The organism is Glaciecola sp. XM2, assembly GCF_018595715.1.
Lineage (GTDB): Bacteria > Pseudomonadota > Gammaproteobacteria > Enterobacterales > Alteromonadaceae > Glaciecola.
The window spans coordinates 21,667-38,489 of the sequence record NZ_JAHEOJ010000026.1; the positions used below are offsets into that span (position 1 = coordinate 21,667).

A 16,823-nucleotide genomic window follows, 5' to 3' on the forward strand; every position below is an offset into this window, starting at 1 on the left:
TCATTTTTGACGGCTTTTGTATATCACTGAACATTGATGTCAGCGGTTATTTTACAGGAAGGGTTAAGCCTTTAAACATCGCCTCCACTTCCTGATTATTCTTTTGCATCATCGCTTTTTCTACCACGTCTTTGGTTAAGTGGGGAGCAAAGCGCTCAATAAACTCATACATGTAGTTGCGTAAAAACGAACCTTTTCTAAATCCTATCTTAGTTGTACTGTAGTCAAACAAATGGCTGGCATCTATCTTTACTAAATCCGCATCTAACTCGTCATCCACTGCCATAGTCGCAATTACCCCTATGCCTACTCCCAAACGTACGTAGGTTTTTATGACATCAGCATCGGTGGCGGTAAACACAATTTTTGGCTCTAAACCCGCTGCGTTAAATGCACGGTCGAGCTCTGATCGACCGGTAAAGCCAAACACATAAGTTACCAGCGAATATTTCGCGATATCTTCAATGGTTATGCTGGTTTTCTTTGCCAAAGGATGAGCTTTGTTCACAATCACCGAGCGATTCCAGTGATAACAAGGCAGCATGACTAAGTCGTTATACAAATGCAGTGATTCGGTGGCAATGGCAAAATCAGCCTCGCCTTTTGCTGCTAAATCGCTAATTTGCGATGGCGTACCTTGATGCATATGCAACGACACTTTTGGATACTTTGACATGAAGCCTTGAATCACATCGGGCAGCGCGTAACGCGCCTGAGTGTGTGTGGTAGCAATATTCAACTTACCTTGATCAGGCAAGGTATGCTCTCTGGCCACCGATTTAATGCTCTCAACTTTCGCTAGAATTTGGCGAGATATGTTAATCACCTCTTTGCCGGCTTCAGTGACATGGGTTAAGTGCTTTCCGCTTCGCCCAAATATTTGAATGCCGAGCTCATCTTCAAGCATGCGCACTTGTTTGCTGATCCCAGGTTGCGAAGTGAAGAGGTTTTCTGCGGTTGCCGAAACATTCAAATTATTGTTTAGTACTTCCACGATGTAGCGTAGTTGTTGGAGTTTCATTAAAAGCCTTAGCGTATTGTCATTTAGGTTGGCACCTAAACATGTTTGCTGTGGTGTTTTGGTTAAGCAATTTACATCCTAGCCGATACCCACTTATGTAGTTGTGCTGTAAACCATAGCAAACAGCTAACTTTATTGCATAAGAAAACCGTATTTTATAAGCGAATGCAAGAAAAACCAGCATTTTCTTCGTCAAGCACGCAACATAGGTAATTAAGAATTTGAGCGACTTACACGACAACGCAAATGATCCTAAAGCGCTTGTAGATTTTTCATCGGTGATTGCTGTCGCCATTCACGATATGAAAAATTCACTCAGCCTATTGATGCAGTCCATTGAACATATGTCTAGCGTGATCCCACAAGAAGTAAGCCAAGCACATGTCAGTCTCAATAGCGTGCACTATGAAGCGAATCGAATGAATACCACTTTAGTCCAAGTGCTTTCATTATATCGTGCAGAAATTGACGCATTACCTGTCAACATCGACGAAGTGTTTATCGCAGAACTGTTTGATGAAATCGTAGAGTCAAATCAGGTTTATACTGATCAGCAAGGCATAAAAGTGACCATCATCGCAGATGAGGATCTCTCTTGGTACTTAGATCGCGAACTCATATATCTGCTTTTACATGATGTGCTGATTAATGCAGTGCGTTATGGATGCAAGCACATAGAAATAAAAGCCAGTGTAGATGACAACCAGCTGACGATTTGTGTGGAAGACGACGGTCCTGGCTATCCAGCAACCATGCTAGAAATGTCGAACAAAGTACTCGACCAACATTGCATCAGTGAGGGACGTACCGGTTTAGGTCTATTCTTTGCGCGATTGATGGCGCAGAATCATAAGAATATGGGCAAACAAGGCAATATTCACCTAGCTAACAGCGACGTTACCGGTGGCAGCGTATTTACGCTGACCTTACCTTAGTGAACGTAAGCAAACTAAACAGATATTACTTACGATGAATCAAACTTACACCATCATCATCATTCTCATCGCTGCACTCATTGTTGCAGGCATTGCCGCAAGTGCCGTTCAGCAACACAATGAACGAAAGGCAGCGAAAAAGCGCGAGGAAATAAACAAGCATCGTGCGGTGTTAGAAGAAACTGAAATGGCTGCAGGCGCGGCGCAACATATGCCCGTATCCAAACTGCTCATCTCCATACTAAGAAAGCGCAGTTTAGCGGCATTGATTGAAATTTATGAACAAAACCCATCTCCCGACTTGAAGTCAAAGGTCACCGAATTGCAAAAACTTATTCGTGAAATAGACGTTAATGAAAAGCCGCCAGAACTCTCTGGTTTCAAGCTTCCGAAGTCTGATAAAGTCATCATTAAATACATTCAGGCGATTAAAAAGCTTCGCATAATTTTGCGAAGTGAGCGCAAAAAAGAAAATATCACCAAAGAGATATTTTTACGTGAAGACAAAACGCTAGAAAGCCTGCAACTTCGTGTCAATATCGACACCTTGCTCAAACGAGCGAACGACGCGGTAACAAACAATATGCAAGGCTCGGCTCGTCAGTACTTAGAAAAAGCCATTGGTGCGCTTGTAAAACACACTCCGCAAGATGAATATACTACTAGCCGTTCGCAAGAACTGACCGAGATGCTAAACGGGCTTGAAAGCTCGCTGAAAGATAAAAATGTTCAGAATATTCTAGAAGCGAAGGCGCGAGAGAAAGAGGATATCGATACCCTCTTTGCTCCTAAAAAGAAATGGTAGCGTTCGCTACACTTTACTTATCTTTTAAGTAAAACTGTGCAACTACCGGCAAATGATCGGCCAAATCATCTTGCTTTTGCGGTTCAAAATAATACACAGGTTTGACAGAGTTAGGCACCATTTCGCTCAGCATGTTTTCGTTCATGATTGCATAGTCTAAACGTCTTAACGGCTCTATCGCGGTATGTGTGAAATCATCAGGTCCTAAAGGATCAATAAAACGATTCCCAGCATTGCTTCCTGCCAAAAACGTGCTTAATTCGATGGTATCGGGCAAGGCGTTAAAATCGCCTACCACCAAGATATTGCGCTGTGGGTCTTCCCATAAAAACCGTTCAAATTGCGTTTTCAAGAATTCAATCTGTCCTAAGCGCATACCAATGTTGCGCTCGCCTCTCCCTGCCTTTAGATGCACCGACGTCATTAAAAATGAATATGCTTGAGACGGAAAAACGTCAATGGACCACATGCGCGTGTTTAAATTACGCTGGGTCTCCACTTCTCCATTTTCATCAAGGTAATTAAGCACTGGCGTGTTCGCATTGCCATAGCTATACATGACACCCAGTGGAAAACGACTCATCACCACCACATTCATATACCAGCCGTGTGAAGGTGCATCGGCAAAAAACATATAGCCCATATCGGCGAGCTCATTTTGAGCAATATTACGCAGCAGTTTTGCACTCTCAAACTCTTGCAGTACCACAATATCCGCATCCGCTATTTTTAGCGCCTCAACCAAGTACTCGCGTTTATTGCCCATACTTTGCGCTGAATCATTTTCACGCTCGTTATCAATGTAAGGGTCATCATGCTCATCTAGAAAATGCTCCACGTTCCAAGAGATCACCTTAAACGTGTCTTGCTCTGGGTATTGATATCCTTGTGGCAAGATTAGGCTTTGTCTGTACAAAGGATTGCCGTTGTGAAGCGCCGGACTAGGCTGCTCATTGACTGTAACAGTTTCTGGCGCTTCAGTATTCGATGAAATGGAGCATGCGGATAATAAACCCACAAAAATTATGGATATAAGTGATTGAGTTTTCATTGTTTTTTCACATTATCTAAGGTGCTAGAAATGTACCATGGGTTTATGTCAGAAAAAAGAAAACCAACACGCATTCAGGGGGTTATTTTTACCCCTGATATTGATACAGGTGATTGATACAGTCATACAACTCAATATTATCGACATGTACAAAACCTAAGGTCTGCAGTAACCGTTGTGAAGCGATATTTTCTGGCTTTGTTACGCCCAATATCGCGTTAAGTTTATGCACATTAAGCGCATCGAACATAACGGTTTTGCTCGCTTCTTTGGCATATCCTTTTCCCCAATAGCGCTCCAAAAAGGCAAATCCTAAATCCGGAGAGGCTAACTCGGGGCGTTTGACTAAGCCGCACATGCCAATCGGGATTTGTGTGTCTTTCAACATGACCATATTCAGACCAAAGCCATTGCTTTGATAACTCGCAATCGGAGCATTTTGTAAATAGTTTTTTGCATCAAGACGTGTGCGAACGCCTCTATCTGCAATAAAATCAATAAAGGGCTTTTCGTTTAATTGGCTGAGCACATAGTCGGTATCGTCTAGCGTAAAGTGGCGTATTAACAGCCTGTCGGTTTCAAATAAAATCACTTTTTTTACTCCATAACGTTATGATGCTCATCGGCCAGTTGCGCCCACAACTTTTTAGCAGCACTTGATAGCGCCTCTTGTGAAGTGGCAATCATCCCCACTCGCTTTTGCAATATACCGCCTTTTAAGGGCACACAGACCAATTCTTTTGCCTGCATTTGTTGCTCACACAGCTGCGGCACAATCGACCAACCCAATCCTTGTTTGACAAATTGCCCTAAGGTACCAAGCTGAGAAGCATCGGCGACGATGGTAGTTTCCAAATTATGTGCCTCAAATACAGCGTCTAGCCATCTGCGTATGGATGAGCCAACATTTGTCATAAGCAAAGGGTGTGCGGCAACGTGTTCTAAGGTTACCTGCTTTTTGTTAGCATATATATCGTCTTTGCGCATCACCACACAAAAGTTATCCGTCAGTAAAGGGTGAAAAATCAATCCTTTTAAATTCTCTGGCTCAAACACAAAACCAATATCGGCGCGTTTACTTAACACCGCCTCAATCACTTGCTCCATTATGACATCTAACACTCGTAGGCGAATATTGGGATGTTGCTGATGATAAAGCGCCATGACACCCGCCAAATGGCCCTCCGCAAAAGACGGCATCGCTGCTACGGTTAACCGCCCTTGCTGCACGCTAAATAGGTTTTGTACATCGCTTAAGGCTCCGTCCCAATCGGCAATGAGGCGCTTTGCGGTAGGTAAAAATGCCTTTCCTTCTGGCGTGAGCATCACTTTGCGCGTAGTTCGAGCAAATAATTGCCCGCCTAATTGAGTTTCCATATTCTTGATGGAGGTTGATAGCGCTGGTTGCGAGAGATAAAGCTTTTCAGCCGCTTCCGCGAAAGTTGCCGATTGCGCTACACTCACAAACGCCAACATGTTTTTGTATGAAACGGACACTTCTTATTATTCCAATAAATTTATCAATATCAATATTAAATCAATTTTACAAAATTTAACAAGTCGTAAATACTTCTATTACTATTTAGTAAACATCAGAGGCAGTTTATGGCAGGTTTTGACAAGGTGGTGTCGAGTTATGAGGAGGCTATGCTAGGCCTTGAAGATAACATGACGGTCATCGCAGGTGGTTTTGGTCTTTGCGGAATTCCAGAAGGCTTAATCGCACAAATTAAATCAATGGGTACAAAAGGCCTAACCGTGGTTTCAAACAACTGCGGTGTTGACGGATTTGGTCTAGGTTTGTTGCTTGAAGACAAACAAATTAAAAAGATGATTTCTTCATACGTTGGCGAAAACGCGTTGTTTGAACAACAGCTATTAAACGGTGAACTAGAAGTTGAACTAACGCCGCAAGGCACCCTCGCTGAAAAAATGCGCGCTGGTGGTGCCGGTATCCCTGCGTTTTACACCGCTACAGGATATGGCACCCCGGTTGGTGACGGTAAAGAAGTAAAAGAGTTTGATGGTCGCCCATACATTATGGAGCCAAGCATTACCGGAGACTTTGCCATTGTAAAAGCTTGGAAAGCAGACCGCTACGGCAACTGCATCTACCGCCACACGGCAATGAACTTCAATCCTATGGCTGCAACGGCCGGTAAAATTACGGTAGTAGAAGTAGAGGAAATAGTAGAGCCAGGTGAGCTTGAGCCCAGCCAAATTCATACTCCCGGTATCTATGTGAATCGCGTCATCAAAGGCAGTTTTGAAAAACGCATCGAACGCAAAGTTTTGGCGAAGGAGGCTTAAGTCATGGCATTAACTCGTGATCAAATCGCAATGCGCGTAGCACAAGAATTCAAAGACGGTGATTATGTTAACTTAGGTATCGGTATCCCTACGCTAGCGGCTAACTTCGTCCCTAAAGATATCAGCGTAATGCTGCAGTCTGAAAACGGTTTACTGGGCATGGGTCCTTACCCTACCGAAGACCAAGTAGATGCCGACATGATTAACGCAGGTAAAGAGACCGTTACCGCATCAACCGGAGCATCTATCTTTAGCTCAGCAGAAAGCTTTGCCATGATCCGCGGCGGACACGTAGACTTTACGGTACTCGGTGCATTTGAAGTAGACGTAAACGGCAACATTGCATCGTGGATGATACCCGGCAAGCTTATCAAAGGTATGGGCGGCGCGATGGACTTAGTCGCGGGTGCGAAAAACATTATCGTTACCATGACTCACGCTGATAAGCACGGTAATTCTAAGCTTTTACCCGCTTGCACCTTACCGCTAACTGGCGTTAACTGCATTACACGCATCATTACCGATTTGGCAGTATTAGAAGTAAAAGACGGCGCGTTTCATTTAACCGAGCGAGCACCAGGTGTGAGTATCGACGAAATTCGTGAAAAGACAGCAGGTAAGCTTGTGGCCGAGGGTGATATTCCTGAAATGCAGTTTAGTTAATTTAACCATTTAGCTTAACGCCTTAAAGCATTATACTGGCGCTCTTATCTATAAAAGAGCGCCATTTTGTTATTTTCTGACCTTCCCCTGGACCATCGAATTCTCACTGCCCTTAAAACGATGCAGTTAGACGACGCTACCGATATACAAGAACAAGCTATTCCTCATGCAATTATGGGCAAAGACTTGCTTGCGTCCTCCAAAACAGGCTCAGGTAAAACCTTAGCGTTTTTGGTGCCAACTGTGCAAAGGCTCCTCACCCAGCGCGCCTTGTCAAGGAGAGACCCGCGGGTGTTAATTCTTGCCCCGACGCGTGAACTTGCCAAACAGGTCTTTTCGGTTGCCAAAGCACTTACACAAAAATTGAGTTTGCAATGCGTACTCATTTTAGGCGGTGAAAACTACAACGACCAAGCAAAAGCGCTTAAACGCTATCCAAATATAGTGGTGGGAACTGCAGGCAGGATTAATGACCACCTAGAAGCACGCCACTTGTTTTTAAATGGCTTAGAGCTACTTATTCTAGACGAAGCCGATCGCATGCTTGAACTTGGCTTTAAAGACGCGTTAGAAAATATCCATCGCAGTGCTGACCACCGTAAGCGTCAAACCATGATGTTCTCAGCCACGATAGACAGCGCTGAGGTCAACGAAGTAACCGAGCTCATGCTAAAAAGCCCGGTCAAAATAAACATCGATAAAGTCGCTACCCCTCATGAGGATATTACCCAAGCTTTTTATCTATCAGATGGCGTATCTCATAAAGACAAACTGCTACTTGCCGCGCTTAAATTGGATGGGCGCGATCAAGCACTTGTGTTCACCGCCACTCGTGAGGACACAAAACGCTTAGCTGAACACTTACAGGCAAACGAGATCAGTGCCGCTTTTTTGCATGGCGATCTTTTACAAAACCAACGCTCAGCCATAATCAACGACTTTAGCCGCGGCAAAACTGCAGTGCTTGTCACTACCGATCTTGCCTCTCGTGGTCTAGATATTAGCAATATTGCAAGGGTCATTAACTACGATTTACCCAAGTTTGCCGACGAATATGTGCACCGTATTGGACGAACTGGACGAGCCGGTAAGAAAGGGGACGCACTATCGTTTGTTAGCCGTAAAGATTGGGCGAGCTTTTTGATGATTCAAAGTCGTTTAGAACAGCGCTTTATATTTGAAACCTTTGAAGGATTAGCAGCGAAATTTAAAGGTCTTGGTTTGAAACCCCGCTCGATGCAAAAAGACGCTCCCAAGCCCAATAAACGCGTTGAAAAGAAAGTCAGCAAACCCAAGCAGAAGAAGCGTTTTGATCCAATGCAATCTGAAGATATGGGCTTCGCCCCAATCAAACGCAAGCCTAGAAATGATACCTCTTTTGAACAGGATGACGACGAATAACGGGATGTTTTAACGTAAATGATGAAAGCCAAGCGACGCTTTCCTGTATTACATACTTTATAAAATAAGAATTAATGAGTTTTATGCACTTTTTGGCACATTTGTAAGCATTTAATTGCAGTTAAATACATTTAAGTGCTTTAAATTTTTCCTAGATAAATTAACGTTACTCTTTTTTCGACTACGTTTGCAACATTTAGACTCAATTAAAAGCCATTTTAAGCATTTAAATTTTTTATTATTTGTGTGCTTTTTGCAACATTTAACACCTAAGTTTCTAGGTGTTTAGGCCATGAAAATCATTTTTCTCTTTTTTGATGCACAAAAAAAGCGCTTTTAAAAAGCGCTTTCTTAAAATACAAAAGGGAAGATTAATACTCCCACCATCCTTCTTGCCACCAAGCAAGAAACTCTTCGAAATCAATATGACCGTCACCATTACTGTCGATGATGTTAAATCCTTCTTGGACATGATTGATCTTTGTCTTTGGCGACAATATGGTCAACAAGTCTATAAACTCTCTCAAATCAATTTGACCGTCTTGGTCGCGATCAAAAAAATCAAAGTCTTTACGGATGCTGTCTTTTTGTTCAGCGGTCAAATCATTAGCCGTTGGCGTTTTAGTATCGCTCATGGGCTTTCCCCTTTCGGTGAGTCGTTAACACAAGTTTACTCTGATAACAGAGCCACTGTCTAGGAAAAAACCCGATGAATTACGCCTTGTCGGTCTTTTTCGCCAGTGCTCTTGCGCGCTGTGCTTGTGCTTTTTGCTCTCGCTTTTGGTGCATCAAATCTCTAGCGCCCGTGCCAACGTGCTCTTGCTGACGCTGTTTTGACAGATTCACTTGTTTTTCGCGCTCTCTAAAGCGCGCAAGTTGCTCCTCGCTATGGGTGCCAAAACATTTTGGACACGTTACGCCTGCTTCATATTTATCCGATTGCTTATCTTCTTGAGTAATGGGCAATCTGCAGCCATAACATTGGTCATAGTGACTTTTGTCGAGAGAATGATTAACTGCAACCCGGTTATCGAACACAAAGCAGTCTCCTTCCCACATGGAGTTTTCTTCAGGCATATCTTCAAGGTACTGCAAAATACCGCCCTCAAGATGATAAACTTCATCAAAGCCTTGCTCTTTTAAGTAAGCGGTAGACTTTTCACAGCGAATACCACCGGTGCAAAACATCGCTACTTTTTTATGCTGCTTTGGGTCAAGTGTTTTGGCAACATATTCAGGGAATTCTCTAAAAGACTCAGTCTTAGGATTAATTGCGCCTTTGAATGTACCAATTTCAATTTCGTAGTCATTGCGGGTATCAATTAGCGTAACCTCTGGGTCACTTATCAGCGCATTCCACTGCTCGGGCTTAACGTAGGTACCGGCGGTTTTGCGCGGATCTATCCCCTCTACTCCCATGGTGACAATCTCTTTTTTCAACTTCACCTTGGTGCGATAAAAAGGCTGTTCTTCGTGCCAAGATTGTTTATGAGAGATAGGACGAATGCGCGGATCGTTATTGAGGTATTCTAACAGTGCATCGATACTTTTTGACTCACCCGATACCGTGCCGTTTAAGCCTTCAAGCGCCAGTAAAATGGTGCCTTTTATGTTGTGTGTTTCCATAAAAGCGCGAAGCGGTTCGCGCATGCTTTGATAATCTTCAAGCGTGACAAATTTATACAAAGCGCAAACTAAGTAGTTGTTCATAATGTTTCCTTTGCGTGTTGGAACGTAAAACCAATGCAAAAATGCGGCGCCGAGCCTACCATAATTATTGATGTGTATCGAGGGTGTAGCGGATAAAAACAGAAAGTATAAGACGAACGTCGTTACATTGAATAGGCTTGTGAGGCCTCAATTACATCGTTTAACAGCGATAAATCTGGCAATACCTCACCATCCTCTCGCACATCTTCACCTAAATAATCGTCTTGTTGTGCTTGTTTAAAAGCCTGTTGCGTGTGTACAGAGCAGTTTTCTAACACATCTTCGTTAATGCGTGTAGCGTCATCATAAATCGATAACGGTGTTGGCTGGCTGCATAATAACCATTTTGCATCATGCATTCTAGATTGTTGCATGGATGCGGATATATGTGACGTGCAAGCATAGTCAGCGTCACATGCCTTGGTACGAATCGTGGCGTTTGTATTGCGGATCAGCTCATCGAATAACGATTGCGCACCACCTTGTATTTGGTCTTGCACATGCTCACGCTCAAATTCCAAGCGCTCTGCAAACATTGCGTGAAATAACGCATAGTCTTCACGCCTTACATGCTTAAACTGTAGCGCTTGATTAAAATCCTGTTGTACATTGATGTAATGTTCAACCTTCATATGCGTAAACTGCGACCTAGACCTTTGTGTTTGCTATAAAGAGGTATCGGCAGATATACGAAATAACTCAAGGCTTGGGCGTATCAAACGATATAATGTATGTGGTAGAAGTGCGTATTACACTAGCTTGACTCGCTAATGACGTATATTTTGATTGATAAGAAAGAGTGTAGATTTAGTGTAGATGGAAAAACTCGATTATTCAGACAAACGATGCTTGGTAGTGGAGGACAGACGTCCCTTCCTTATGCTATTGCGCGGTTTGCTAAACGCATTAGGCGCGAAAACCGTGGATACCGCACAATCTGCCGAAGCAGGCCTTAAAGCATGTAAGCAACACAAATACGATATTGTGATTTGCGACTTGCATTTAGGCACCAACCGCAAAAACGGCTTTGAATTTTTAGAGGAAATCAGAAAACTGGCGCTCATTAAACCCTCTGCTGTGTTTGTGATGATAAGTGGCGATAGTGCCCGCAGTATGGTGCTTGGCTCCCTTGAAAAACAGCCCGATGATTATTTAGTTAAACCTTTTTCACAAGCTCAACTTAACGCGCGGATTACTCGAGCAACACACCGAAGAGTCACGCTGGCCGCGTTGTATAGTCAAATCGACCATCAAAAGTTTGAGTTAAGCATTGAAACGTGCAAGCACTTTTTAGAAACCGAGCCACGTTACACCAACCATCTGCTACAAACCATCGTCAAACTATATTGGAAATTAGAAAAATACGATGCCGCTGAAAAGGTATTGCAAAAAGTGCTTGATGAACGCGCTTTGCATTGGGCTGTGTGCTCAATGGCAAAGACTCACCTTCTCAAAGGAGAGTATGATAAGGCAATAGAGCTCGCTAAGCGCGTCATTGAAAGCTCTAAAAACACAGTAGAAGCTTACGATATTATTGCCGATGCCTACTTACAAAAAGACAAAAAGCCAGAGGCACTAAAATACATTTTAGAAGCACTCAACCTTTCGCCGTTATCCATTGATAGGCACTTTAGAGTATGCGAAATTGCTCGTGAAAATGGCAACTATGAACTTGCAATGAATAGCGCAAAGTCAATTTACGAGCTATCTCAACGATCGGTCCACAAGAATATCAATCATGTATGTGGATTTGTTCGCTCCGTTCTAGACATTGCAGCAAATGCGGATTCTAAAAGCATTAAAAATCGTTATCTTCAAGAAACCATGCTGACCATGCAGCGAATGCTGAACGACGACTCCATTGTTGAGAACTCAGAAGATTTTGATTTTGAGATTTTTCAGGCCATCATCAATGCTCGTATGCTGTTTATTGAAGGAAAACAATCAGAATCGAAAAAGAGTTTTGAAGAAACACAGATTAAAATAGAGCGTAACTTCACTGAATATCCTGTTTCTATGGCCCCTGATAGCCTTAAGATGATGATTGATCATGGCGATTTTGAAGAAGCAGGGAAACTAATTGACGTCATCAAAGCAAACGAAGACAAAGTAGATGCATCTATTGCGTACTTAATCGAAACCGAGATGGCCAACGCCAAAGATACAAGAAAACAATATGTTCAGCATAATAAAAAAGGCATTGCGCTATACAGTGAAGGCAACTATCAGCAAGCCTATGAAGAGTTTTGCACCGCAAAAAATGTATGCCCACTCAACATAAACGTTAACCTGAATTTAATGCAATGCCTTGTGAAACTCATCGAGAAAACAAACCGACCTGAAGGTCAGCACATTGTTCAAGCTCGCGAACTCTATCGATTTATTAGCAACATGCCACTTAAAGATACACATAGAGAGAAGTTTAGAAGTATGCGTGAGGATGTGGAAAAGGCGATTAGCTAAACCCCTTTACCTTCAGATTTCAAGGCGTGTTCTAGGAGTCTGGCTGCGAATAAGGCAATATGTTTACCGTCGCGCAATAAAAAAGGCGTATTTAAAGTGCATTAAATACGCCTTTTTAAAAGTCTATTGGATTATTTCATTTTACTTAGAGGCTAGAACTGATAATTAAGTCTTACACCAAACTCGCTAGCATCATTGCTGAGGATCACGAGCACATAATCACCGGTATTAAGGCGAGCATTATCGTAGCGCTCATCAAAAATATTTCTTCCGTATGCTGAAACGCTCCAGTTCGCATCATTTGGTGCGTAAGTGACATTTACGTTTGTCAATGTACGACTGTCTATTTGCGTTAGGCGACCGGGATCAGATGATGGCTCACCAAACATCTCATCTCTATATGAAATATCCATACGAAAATTAAGCGTACCACTTCCAATCGGCATTGAGTAGCTTGGACTAATCGAAGCGGTGATGTCAGGCGTTAGCGGTGCAACGGGCTTTACTCCATTTTGTTCATCTACATCAACATCGATAAACCCAAAGCTAGTATGCAGATTGAATTGTGCACTAGGTGCCCAAGTACTCTCGAGCTCGATACCACGAGACGTTTGACCAACCACTAGATTAGCAGTGTTGAAGCCACCCTCTGCTGTCGTGCTGACTTGGTAGGGAAGATCGTCATATTCGGTGTTAAATATCGCAACGCTCATACTCAGGTCATCTGTTAACTCGCCTTTGATACCTGCTTCAAAGTTTGTTGCAGTAATATTCTCAGTTGCAATAAAACAATTAGGATCGCCAAACAGACAGAACGGCCTGGCTGGGAACTGACCTGATTGATATCCGCTTTGAATACTACCGTAAACATTCATTCCATTTTCTAAAGTGTAACTTGCAGATAGATCATATGACACTTCTTGCCAGTCGCGCTGAGCATTTGCAGGCCCAACGCCAACGTCGGCAGTCGCTATCTTTTCGTCGTCGTTGTAACGCAGACCGGCGGTAATGCGTAAATCGAGAGTAACATCGTAACCGACATTAACAAAGACCGCTTTGCTAGTTGTCTCTTGGTCTAGAGATAGAAGGTTGGGTCCGCCGTTAAAGCTTGAGTCCTCGCCCTGACGGTTACTACCCTCTTCATTAAAATAGTAAAGCCCTGAAACGAAATCCCAAGTATCAAAAAAACCATTAAATTGAAACTCAGCTGATACTTGGTCGGCGTCACCGCGCTCAGGGAAATGGTCTAAGGAAAAAACGGTACTGTCATCGTCAAGCCCTGCTTTATAATCTGAGGTACGATTACTGACAATCACTTTTGAAGAAAAAACCTCACTCCAATTGTAATCAACCGTAGCTGATATACCTGAAGCAGCATTCTCAACAGTACTAACTGCGGCGGTTCCTGTTGCGTTATCATACGGATTGGCCGCTACATCAGAGTTACGAAGTGGACCAGCAGGCGTTGGCGAACCAAATCGCTGCCCTGTAAAATATCCGCCTGTTGGAACCTCATCAATCAATGTTGTGTAGGGTCTTAAGCCACCTTCCCCATCATTTGCATCGGCGGTAATAACCAAGCTAAAGTCGGCATTAGGTGCATAGCGCAAAGAAAAACGACCGTATACTTCTTCAGTTTCGCCAACATCATATTCTGCATTAGGAAGATTGATGAACGTTCCAATGCCGTTGCGTGTATTGTAACCTGCATTTAAGTTAAACGAGACGTGATCATTGATTGCCTGGTTGGTAAAAACATCACCTTTCAAACGGCCACGACTACCAAGCTCTGCACTTAACTGGGTTTCTGCTTGGTCGTTTGGCGCCTTGGTAATGATGTTAATTGCACCACCGATTGAGTTTCTGCCATATAGGGTGCCTTGAGGCCCTCTTAATACTTCAATTCGTTCAATGTTGCTAAGGTTCCAGTTTTGCCCAACTTGGCGTCCGAGATAAACACCATCTACATAAACGCTAACACCTGGATCTGTCGTGATTAAATGGTCTTGCAGACCAATACCACGAATAAATGGATTAACTGAGGATGTGTGGCCCGCCGAGAAGCCGGTTACGTTTAAATTAGGTACAAACTTACCCACATCGGTTAAATCAGTGACACCTTGTGTTGCTAATGCGTCGCCTGAAAACGCGCTTATTGCAACCGGCACCTCGTAGATAACTTGTGAACGTTTTGTTGCAGTCACTGAAATGACTTCTAAGTTGCTAAGGTCAGCCTCTTCTGCCTCTTGCGCAACTACAGGCATGCTAAGTGCTAAACCGATAGCAAGTGTTAATAAAGAGGGACGAGCAAAAAAAGGGAGGATTGTTGAGTCAATGTGTGTTTCATGTAGTTTCCAAGATTGATGTCGCTTACCACTAGAGAACTTGGATGCGAAGGATAGTCTTTTTTGAAGAAAAGATCATGCTTTTGCCATAAAAAATTCATAAATTTATCATGTTTTCAATTTTAATCGGCTCATATTTTGCATAACTAATTTACTTAACATTTCTACTCTTAGAGTGCCCAACAAATGACAATACAAACGAAATTCTTTTATGCTGTCGCGTCAGTAATCGCTCTTTCAGCCATTATTATGGCGGCCCTAGGTGCGATTGACAGCGCAAACGCGACTCGCGACAACATTGCGACGCAAAGCCAATTGCAGTCAGAGAAAATACTGCAAGTATTAGATATTACCGACAGTATTATGGCTAAACGCGTTCAAAACAGTATGCGCTACTTACAACAACGCGCATCTGAACTTGGAGAGCCACGTCAACAGGGAAGCGTCACGGTCAATGGTGTTGAGGCAAACAACATCTACTTAGGTGATATCGCACAAGGGAATGATTTTACACTCGTTGATGGTGTGACAGAAATGATGGATGGAACTGCTACCATCTTTAGTAAATCAGGCGATGATTACATTCGTATATCTACCAACGTTATAAACAATGGTAAACGCGCTATTGGCACAAAGCTGTCGCCCTCCGGCAAGGCGATAGGTAACATTAAACAAGGGAAACCATATTATGGTGCCGTTGATATCTTGGGTATGCCTTTTTTGACGGGCTATGTGCCTATGAAAAATACGAATGGGCAAACCATCGGCATTTGGTACGTTGGTTACTCAGCAGATCTGTCTGTGTTATTTAAGTCAATAGAGACTGGCCGCATTTTAGATAATGGGTTTATCGCATTATTAGACAATAAAGGGCAAGTGCGCACGCATTCGAATAACATTACAAATGAGCGGCTTGTTCAGGCACTTAGCAACGAAGATAGTGATTTTGACATTCAGCGTATTGATTATGATAAATGGGGTTATCAAATCGTTTTGGGCATAGACAGCAACGAAGTTAGCAGTCAAATCATGTTAAGTGTGATAAGAGGCGCTGCCGCACAACTCGTTGCCGGCATTATTATCTTGTTTGTGATATTCATTTTACTCAAAAATATCTTGGGTAAGCGCGTGCGTACATATGTAGACGCAATAAATGAAATAGCCGACGGTGATGGTGACTTAACCGTGCGTTTTAATGAACAAACAAAAGATGAATTTGGGCAAATGGCAAAAGGTCTCAATCGCCTGTTAGCAAAAGTTCACAGCACTATAGTAGACGTCAATAAGTCATCTTTACGCCTCATCGAAACAACCCATACATTAAATACGCTTGCCGAAAGTACGCAATCGTCTATCGCCACATTGAATGATGAAATAACAGGTATTGCCACGTCGGCAATAACACTTGAGCAGCAGGCATCTTCAGTTGAAGATAATACGTTTAAGGCAAACGAAGCTGCTCTTGTCGCTGATAAAGAGACCAATTTATCAGTTTCAACACTTGCAACGACCATTGAAGATATTCGCAAGCAAGCCGCTAATACCGAAACGTCGGTCAGCGTAATTGAAGAACTCGCTCGCTCAAGTGAAGAAATTTCAGGCGTAATGGATGTAATCAGAAATATCGCGGAGCAAACTAATTTGCTCGCGTTGAATGCTGCCATTGAGGCTGCCCGCGCGGGTGAACAGGGACGTGGCTTTGCTGTAGTGGCAGATGAAGTTCGTTCGCTAGCTAGCCGCACTCAAACCTCAACCGAAGAAATTCGTAGCATGATTGAAAAGCTGCAGGCTGGCAGCAAGCAGGCGTCAAGCACCATGGCCCAAAGCAACGAGTCAGCTTTAAATACAGTAGAATCGACCACAAAAACAGGTGAAGTATTAAAACAAGCGCTAGCATCAGTTGATACAATTAAGTCACTCAACCAAGCCACCGCTACAATGGCTAGTCAGCAAAAAGCGGTTTCAGTCAGCATTAAAACAGGTATTGATAGCGTTAATGTTATCAGTGGTCAAAACACCAAAAGTGCTTCAGATATCAAGGCGAAATGTGCTGAATTATCAACGTTGGTAAATGAAATTAAAGACAAGCTAGCAGGGTATGTAATTGATTAAACGAAAG

The 16,823-nt window shown here is 43.0% G+C and carries 15 protein-coding genes; 7 read left to right on the plus strand and 8 right to left on the minus strand.

Annotated elements, in window-relative coordinates; genetic code table 11:
* Positions 1-46: 46 nt before the first annotated feature.
* A complete protein-coding gene (gene cysB, locus KJ365_RS13695) occupies positions 47-1,021 on the minus strand; it encodes an HTH-type transcriptional regulator CysB (protein WP_214452245.1) in 975 nt (324 codons plus the stop codon).
* A 221-nt stretch (positions 1,022-1,242) separates the two neighbouring features.
* On the opposite strand from cysB, the gene KJ365_RS13700 reads away from it, so the two are divergent.
* The gene (locus KJ365_RS13700) at positions 1,243-1,956 is read left to right on the plus strand and encodes a sensor histidine kinase (protein ID WP_250884243.1); all 714 of its coding nucleotides are present in this window, start codon (positions 1,243-1,245) and stop codon (positions 1,954-1,956) included.
* 34 nt (positions 1,957-1,990) lie between these two features.
* On the plus strand, positions 1,991-2,761 hold the full coding sequence (locus KJ365_RS13705) for a hypothetical protein (protein ID WP_214452246.1): 771 nt from the start codon (positions 1,991-1,993) through the stop codon (positions 2,759-2,761).
* Positions 2,762-2,774: 13 nt separating this feature from the next.
* Here KJ365_RS13705 and KJ365_RS13710 read toward each other — a convergent pair whose 3' ends face one another.
* The 3 genes from KJ365_RS13710 to KJ365_RS13720 form a co-directional block, all read right to left on the minus strand.
* Positions 2,775-3,812, minus strand: a complete 1,038-nt coding sequence (locus KJ365_RS13710; RefSeq protein ID WP_214452247.1) for an endonuclease/exonuclease/phosphatase family protein — start codon at positions 3,810-3,812, stop codon at positions 2,775-2,777.
* 88 nt (positions 3,813-3,900) lie between these two features.
* A complete protein-coding gene (locus tag KJ365_RS13715; RefSeq protein ID WP_214452248.1) occupies positions 3,901-4,404 on the minus strand; it encodes a GNAT family N-acetyltransferase in 504 nt (167 codons plus the stop codon).
* 5 nt (positions 4,405-4,409) lie between these two features.
* The gene (locus KJ365_RS13720) at positions 4,410-5,309 is read right to left on the minus strand and encodes a LysR family transcriptional regulator (RefSeq protein WP_214452249.1); all 900 of its coding nucleotides are present in this window, start codon (positions 5,307-5,309) and stop codon (positions 4,410-4,412) included.
* A 108-nt stretch (positions 5,310-5,417) separates the two neighbouring features.
* Here KJ365_RS13720 and KJ365_RS13725 point away from each other — a divergent pair, with 108 nt between their 5' ends.
* From KJ365_RS13725 to KJ365_RS13735, 3 genes are all read left to right on the plus strand, one after another.
* Positions 5,418-6,122, plus strand: coding sequence for a CoA transferase subunit A (locus tag KJ365_RS13725; RefSeq protein ID WP_214452250.1), 705 nt, complete (start codon positions 5,418-5,420; stop codon positions 6,120-6,122).
* A gap of 3 nt (positions 6,123-6,125) precedes the next feature.
* Positions 6,126-6,785, plus strand: coding sequence for a CoA transferase subunit B (locus tag KJ365_RS13730; RefSeq protein ID WP_214452251.1), 660 nt, complete (start codon positions 6,126-6,128; stop codon positions 6,783-6,785).
* Between the two features lie 66 nt (positions 6,786-6,851).
* Positions 6,852-8,186: a DEAD/DEAH box helicase gene (locus KJ365_RS13735; protein WP_214452252.1), complete on the plus strand. Its 1,335-nt coding sequence runs from the start codon at positions 6,852-6,854 to the stop codon at positions 8,184-8,186.
* 371 nt (positions 8,187-8,557) lie between these two features.
* On the opposite strand, the gene KJ365_RS13740 is transcribed toward KJ365_RS13735, so the two are convergent.
* From KJ365_RS13740 to KJ365_RS13750, 3 genes are all read right to left on the minus strand, one after another.
* Positions 8,558-8,821, minus strand: coding sequence for an EF-hand domain-containing protein (locus tag KJ365_RS13740; protein WP_214452253.1), 264 nt, complete (start codon positions 8,819-8,821; stop codon positions 8,558-8,560).
* A 79-nt stretch (positions 8,822-8,900) separates the two neighbouring features.
* Positions 8,901-9,896 carry an oxygen-dependent tRNA uridine(34) hydroxylase TrhO gene (gene trhO, locus KJ365_RS13745; protein ID WP_214452254.1) on the minus strand — a complete coding sequence of 332 codons (996 nt, stop codon included), beginning with the start codon at positions 9,894-9,896 and terminating at the stop codon, positions 8,901-8,903.
* Positions 9,897-10,018: 122 nt separating this feature from the next.
* Positions 10,019-10,528: a VC2046/SO_2500 family protein gene (locus tag KJ365_RS13750; RefSeq protein WP_214452255.1), complete on the minus strand. Its 510-nt coding sequence runs from the start codon at positions 10,526-10,528 to the stop codon at positions 10,019-10,021.
* A 184-nt stretch (positions 10,529-10,712) separates the two neighbouring features.
* Between KJ365_RS13750 and KJ365_RS13755 the strand changes: the two genes are divergently transcribed.
* A complete protein-coding gene (locus KJ365_RS13755; RefSeq protein WP_214452256.1) occupies positions 10,713-12,359 on the plus strand; it encodes a tetratricopeptide repeat-containing response regulator in 1,647 nt (548 codons plus the stop codon).
* A 152-nt stretch (positions 12,360-12,511) separates the two neighbouring features.
* Here the strand turns inward: KJ365_RS13755 and KJ365_RS13760 are convergent, their stop codons facing one another.
* Positions 12,512-14,623 (minus strand): TonB-dependent receptor, encoded by a 2,112-nt coding sequence (locus KJ365_RS13760; protein WP_214452257.1) that lies wholly within the window; start codon positions 14,621-14,623, stop codon positions 12,512-12,514.
* 267 nt (positions 14,624-14,890) lie between these two features.
* Between KJ365_RS13760 and KJ365_RS13765 the strand changes: the two genes are divergently transcribed.
* Positions 14,891-16,816, plus strand: a complete 1,926-nt coding sequence (locus KJ365_RS13765) for a methyl-accepting chemotaxis protein (protein ID WP_214452258.1) — start codon at positions 14,891-14,893, stop codon at positions 16,814-16,816.
* Positions 16,817-16,823: the final 7 nt, after the last annotated feature.

Excerpts from the sequence above, each read along its gene's own strand:
- KJ365_RS13740 (WP_214452253.1), bottom strand. The coding sequence starts at position 8,821 with ATGAGCGATACTAAAACGCCAACGGCTAATGATTTGACCGCTGAACAA.
- KJ365_RS13710 (WP_214452247.1), bottom strand. The coding sequence starts at position 3,812 with ATGAAAACTCAATCACTTATATCCATAATTTTTGTGGGTTTATTATCC.
- KJ365_RS13755 (WP_214452256.1), top strand. The coding sequence starts at position 10,713 with ATGGAAAAACTCGATTATTCAGACAAACGATGCTTGGTAGTGGAGGAC.
- KJ365_RS13705 (WP_214452246.1), top strand. The coding sequence starts at position 1,991 with ATGAATCAAACTTACACCATCATCATCATTCTCATCGCTGCACTCATT.
- KJ365_RS13750 (WP_214452255.1), bottom strand. The coding sequence starts at position 10,528 with ATGAAGGTTGAACATTACATCAATGTACAACAGGATTTTAATCAAGCG.
- KJ365_RS13725 (WP_214452250.1), top strand. The coding sequence starts at position 5,418 with ATGGCAGGTTTTGACAAGGTGGTGTCGAGTTATGAGGAGGCTATGCTA.
- trhO (WP_214452254.1), bottom strand. The coding sequence starts at position 9,896 with ATGAACAACTACTTAGTTTGCGCTTTGTATAAATTTGTCACGCTTGAA.
- KJ365_RS13760 (WP_214452257.1), bottom strand. The coding sequence starts at position 14,623 with ATGCCTGTAGTTGCGCAAGAGGCAGAAGAGGCTGACCTTAGCAACTTA.
- cysB (WP_214452245.1), bottom strand. The coding sequence starts at position 1,021 with ATGAAACTCCAACAACTACGCTACATCGTGGAAGTACTAAACAATAAT.
- KJ365_RS13730 (WP_214452251.1), top strand. The coding sequence starts at position 6,126 with ATGGCATTAACTCGTGATCAAATCGCAATGCGCGTAGCACAAGAATTC.
- KJ365_RS13765 (WP_214452258.1), top strand. The coding sequence starts at position 14,891 with ATGACAATACAAACGAAATTCTTTTATGCTGTCGCGTCAGTAATCGCT.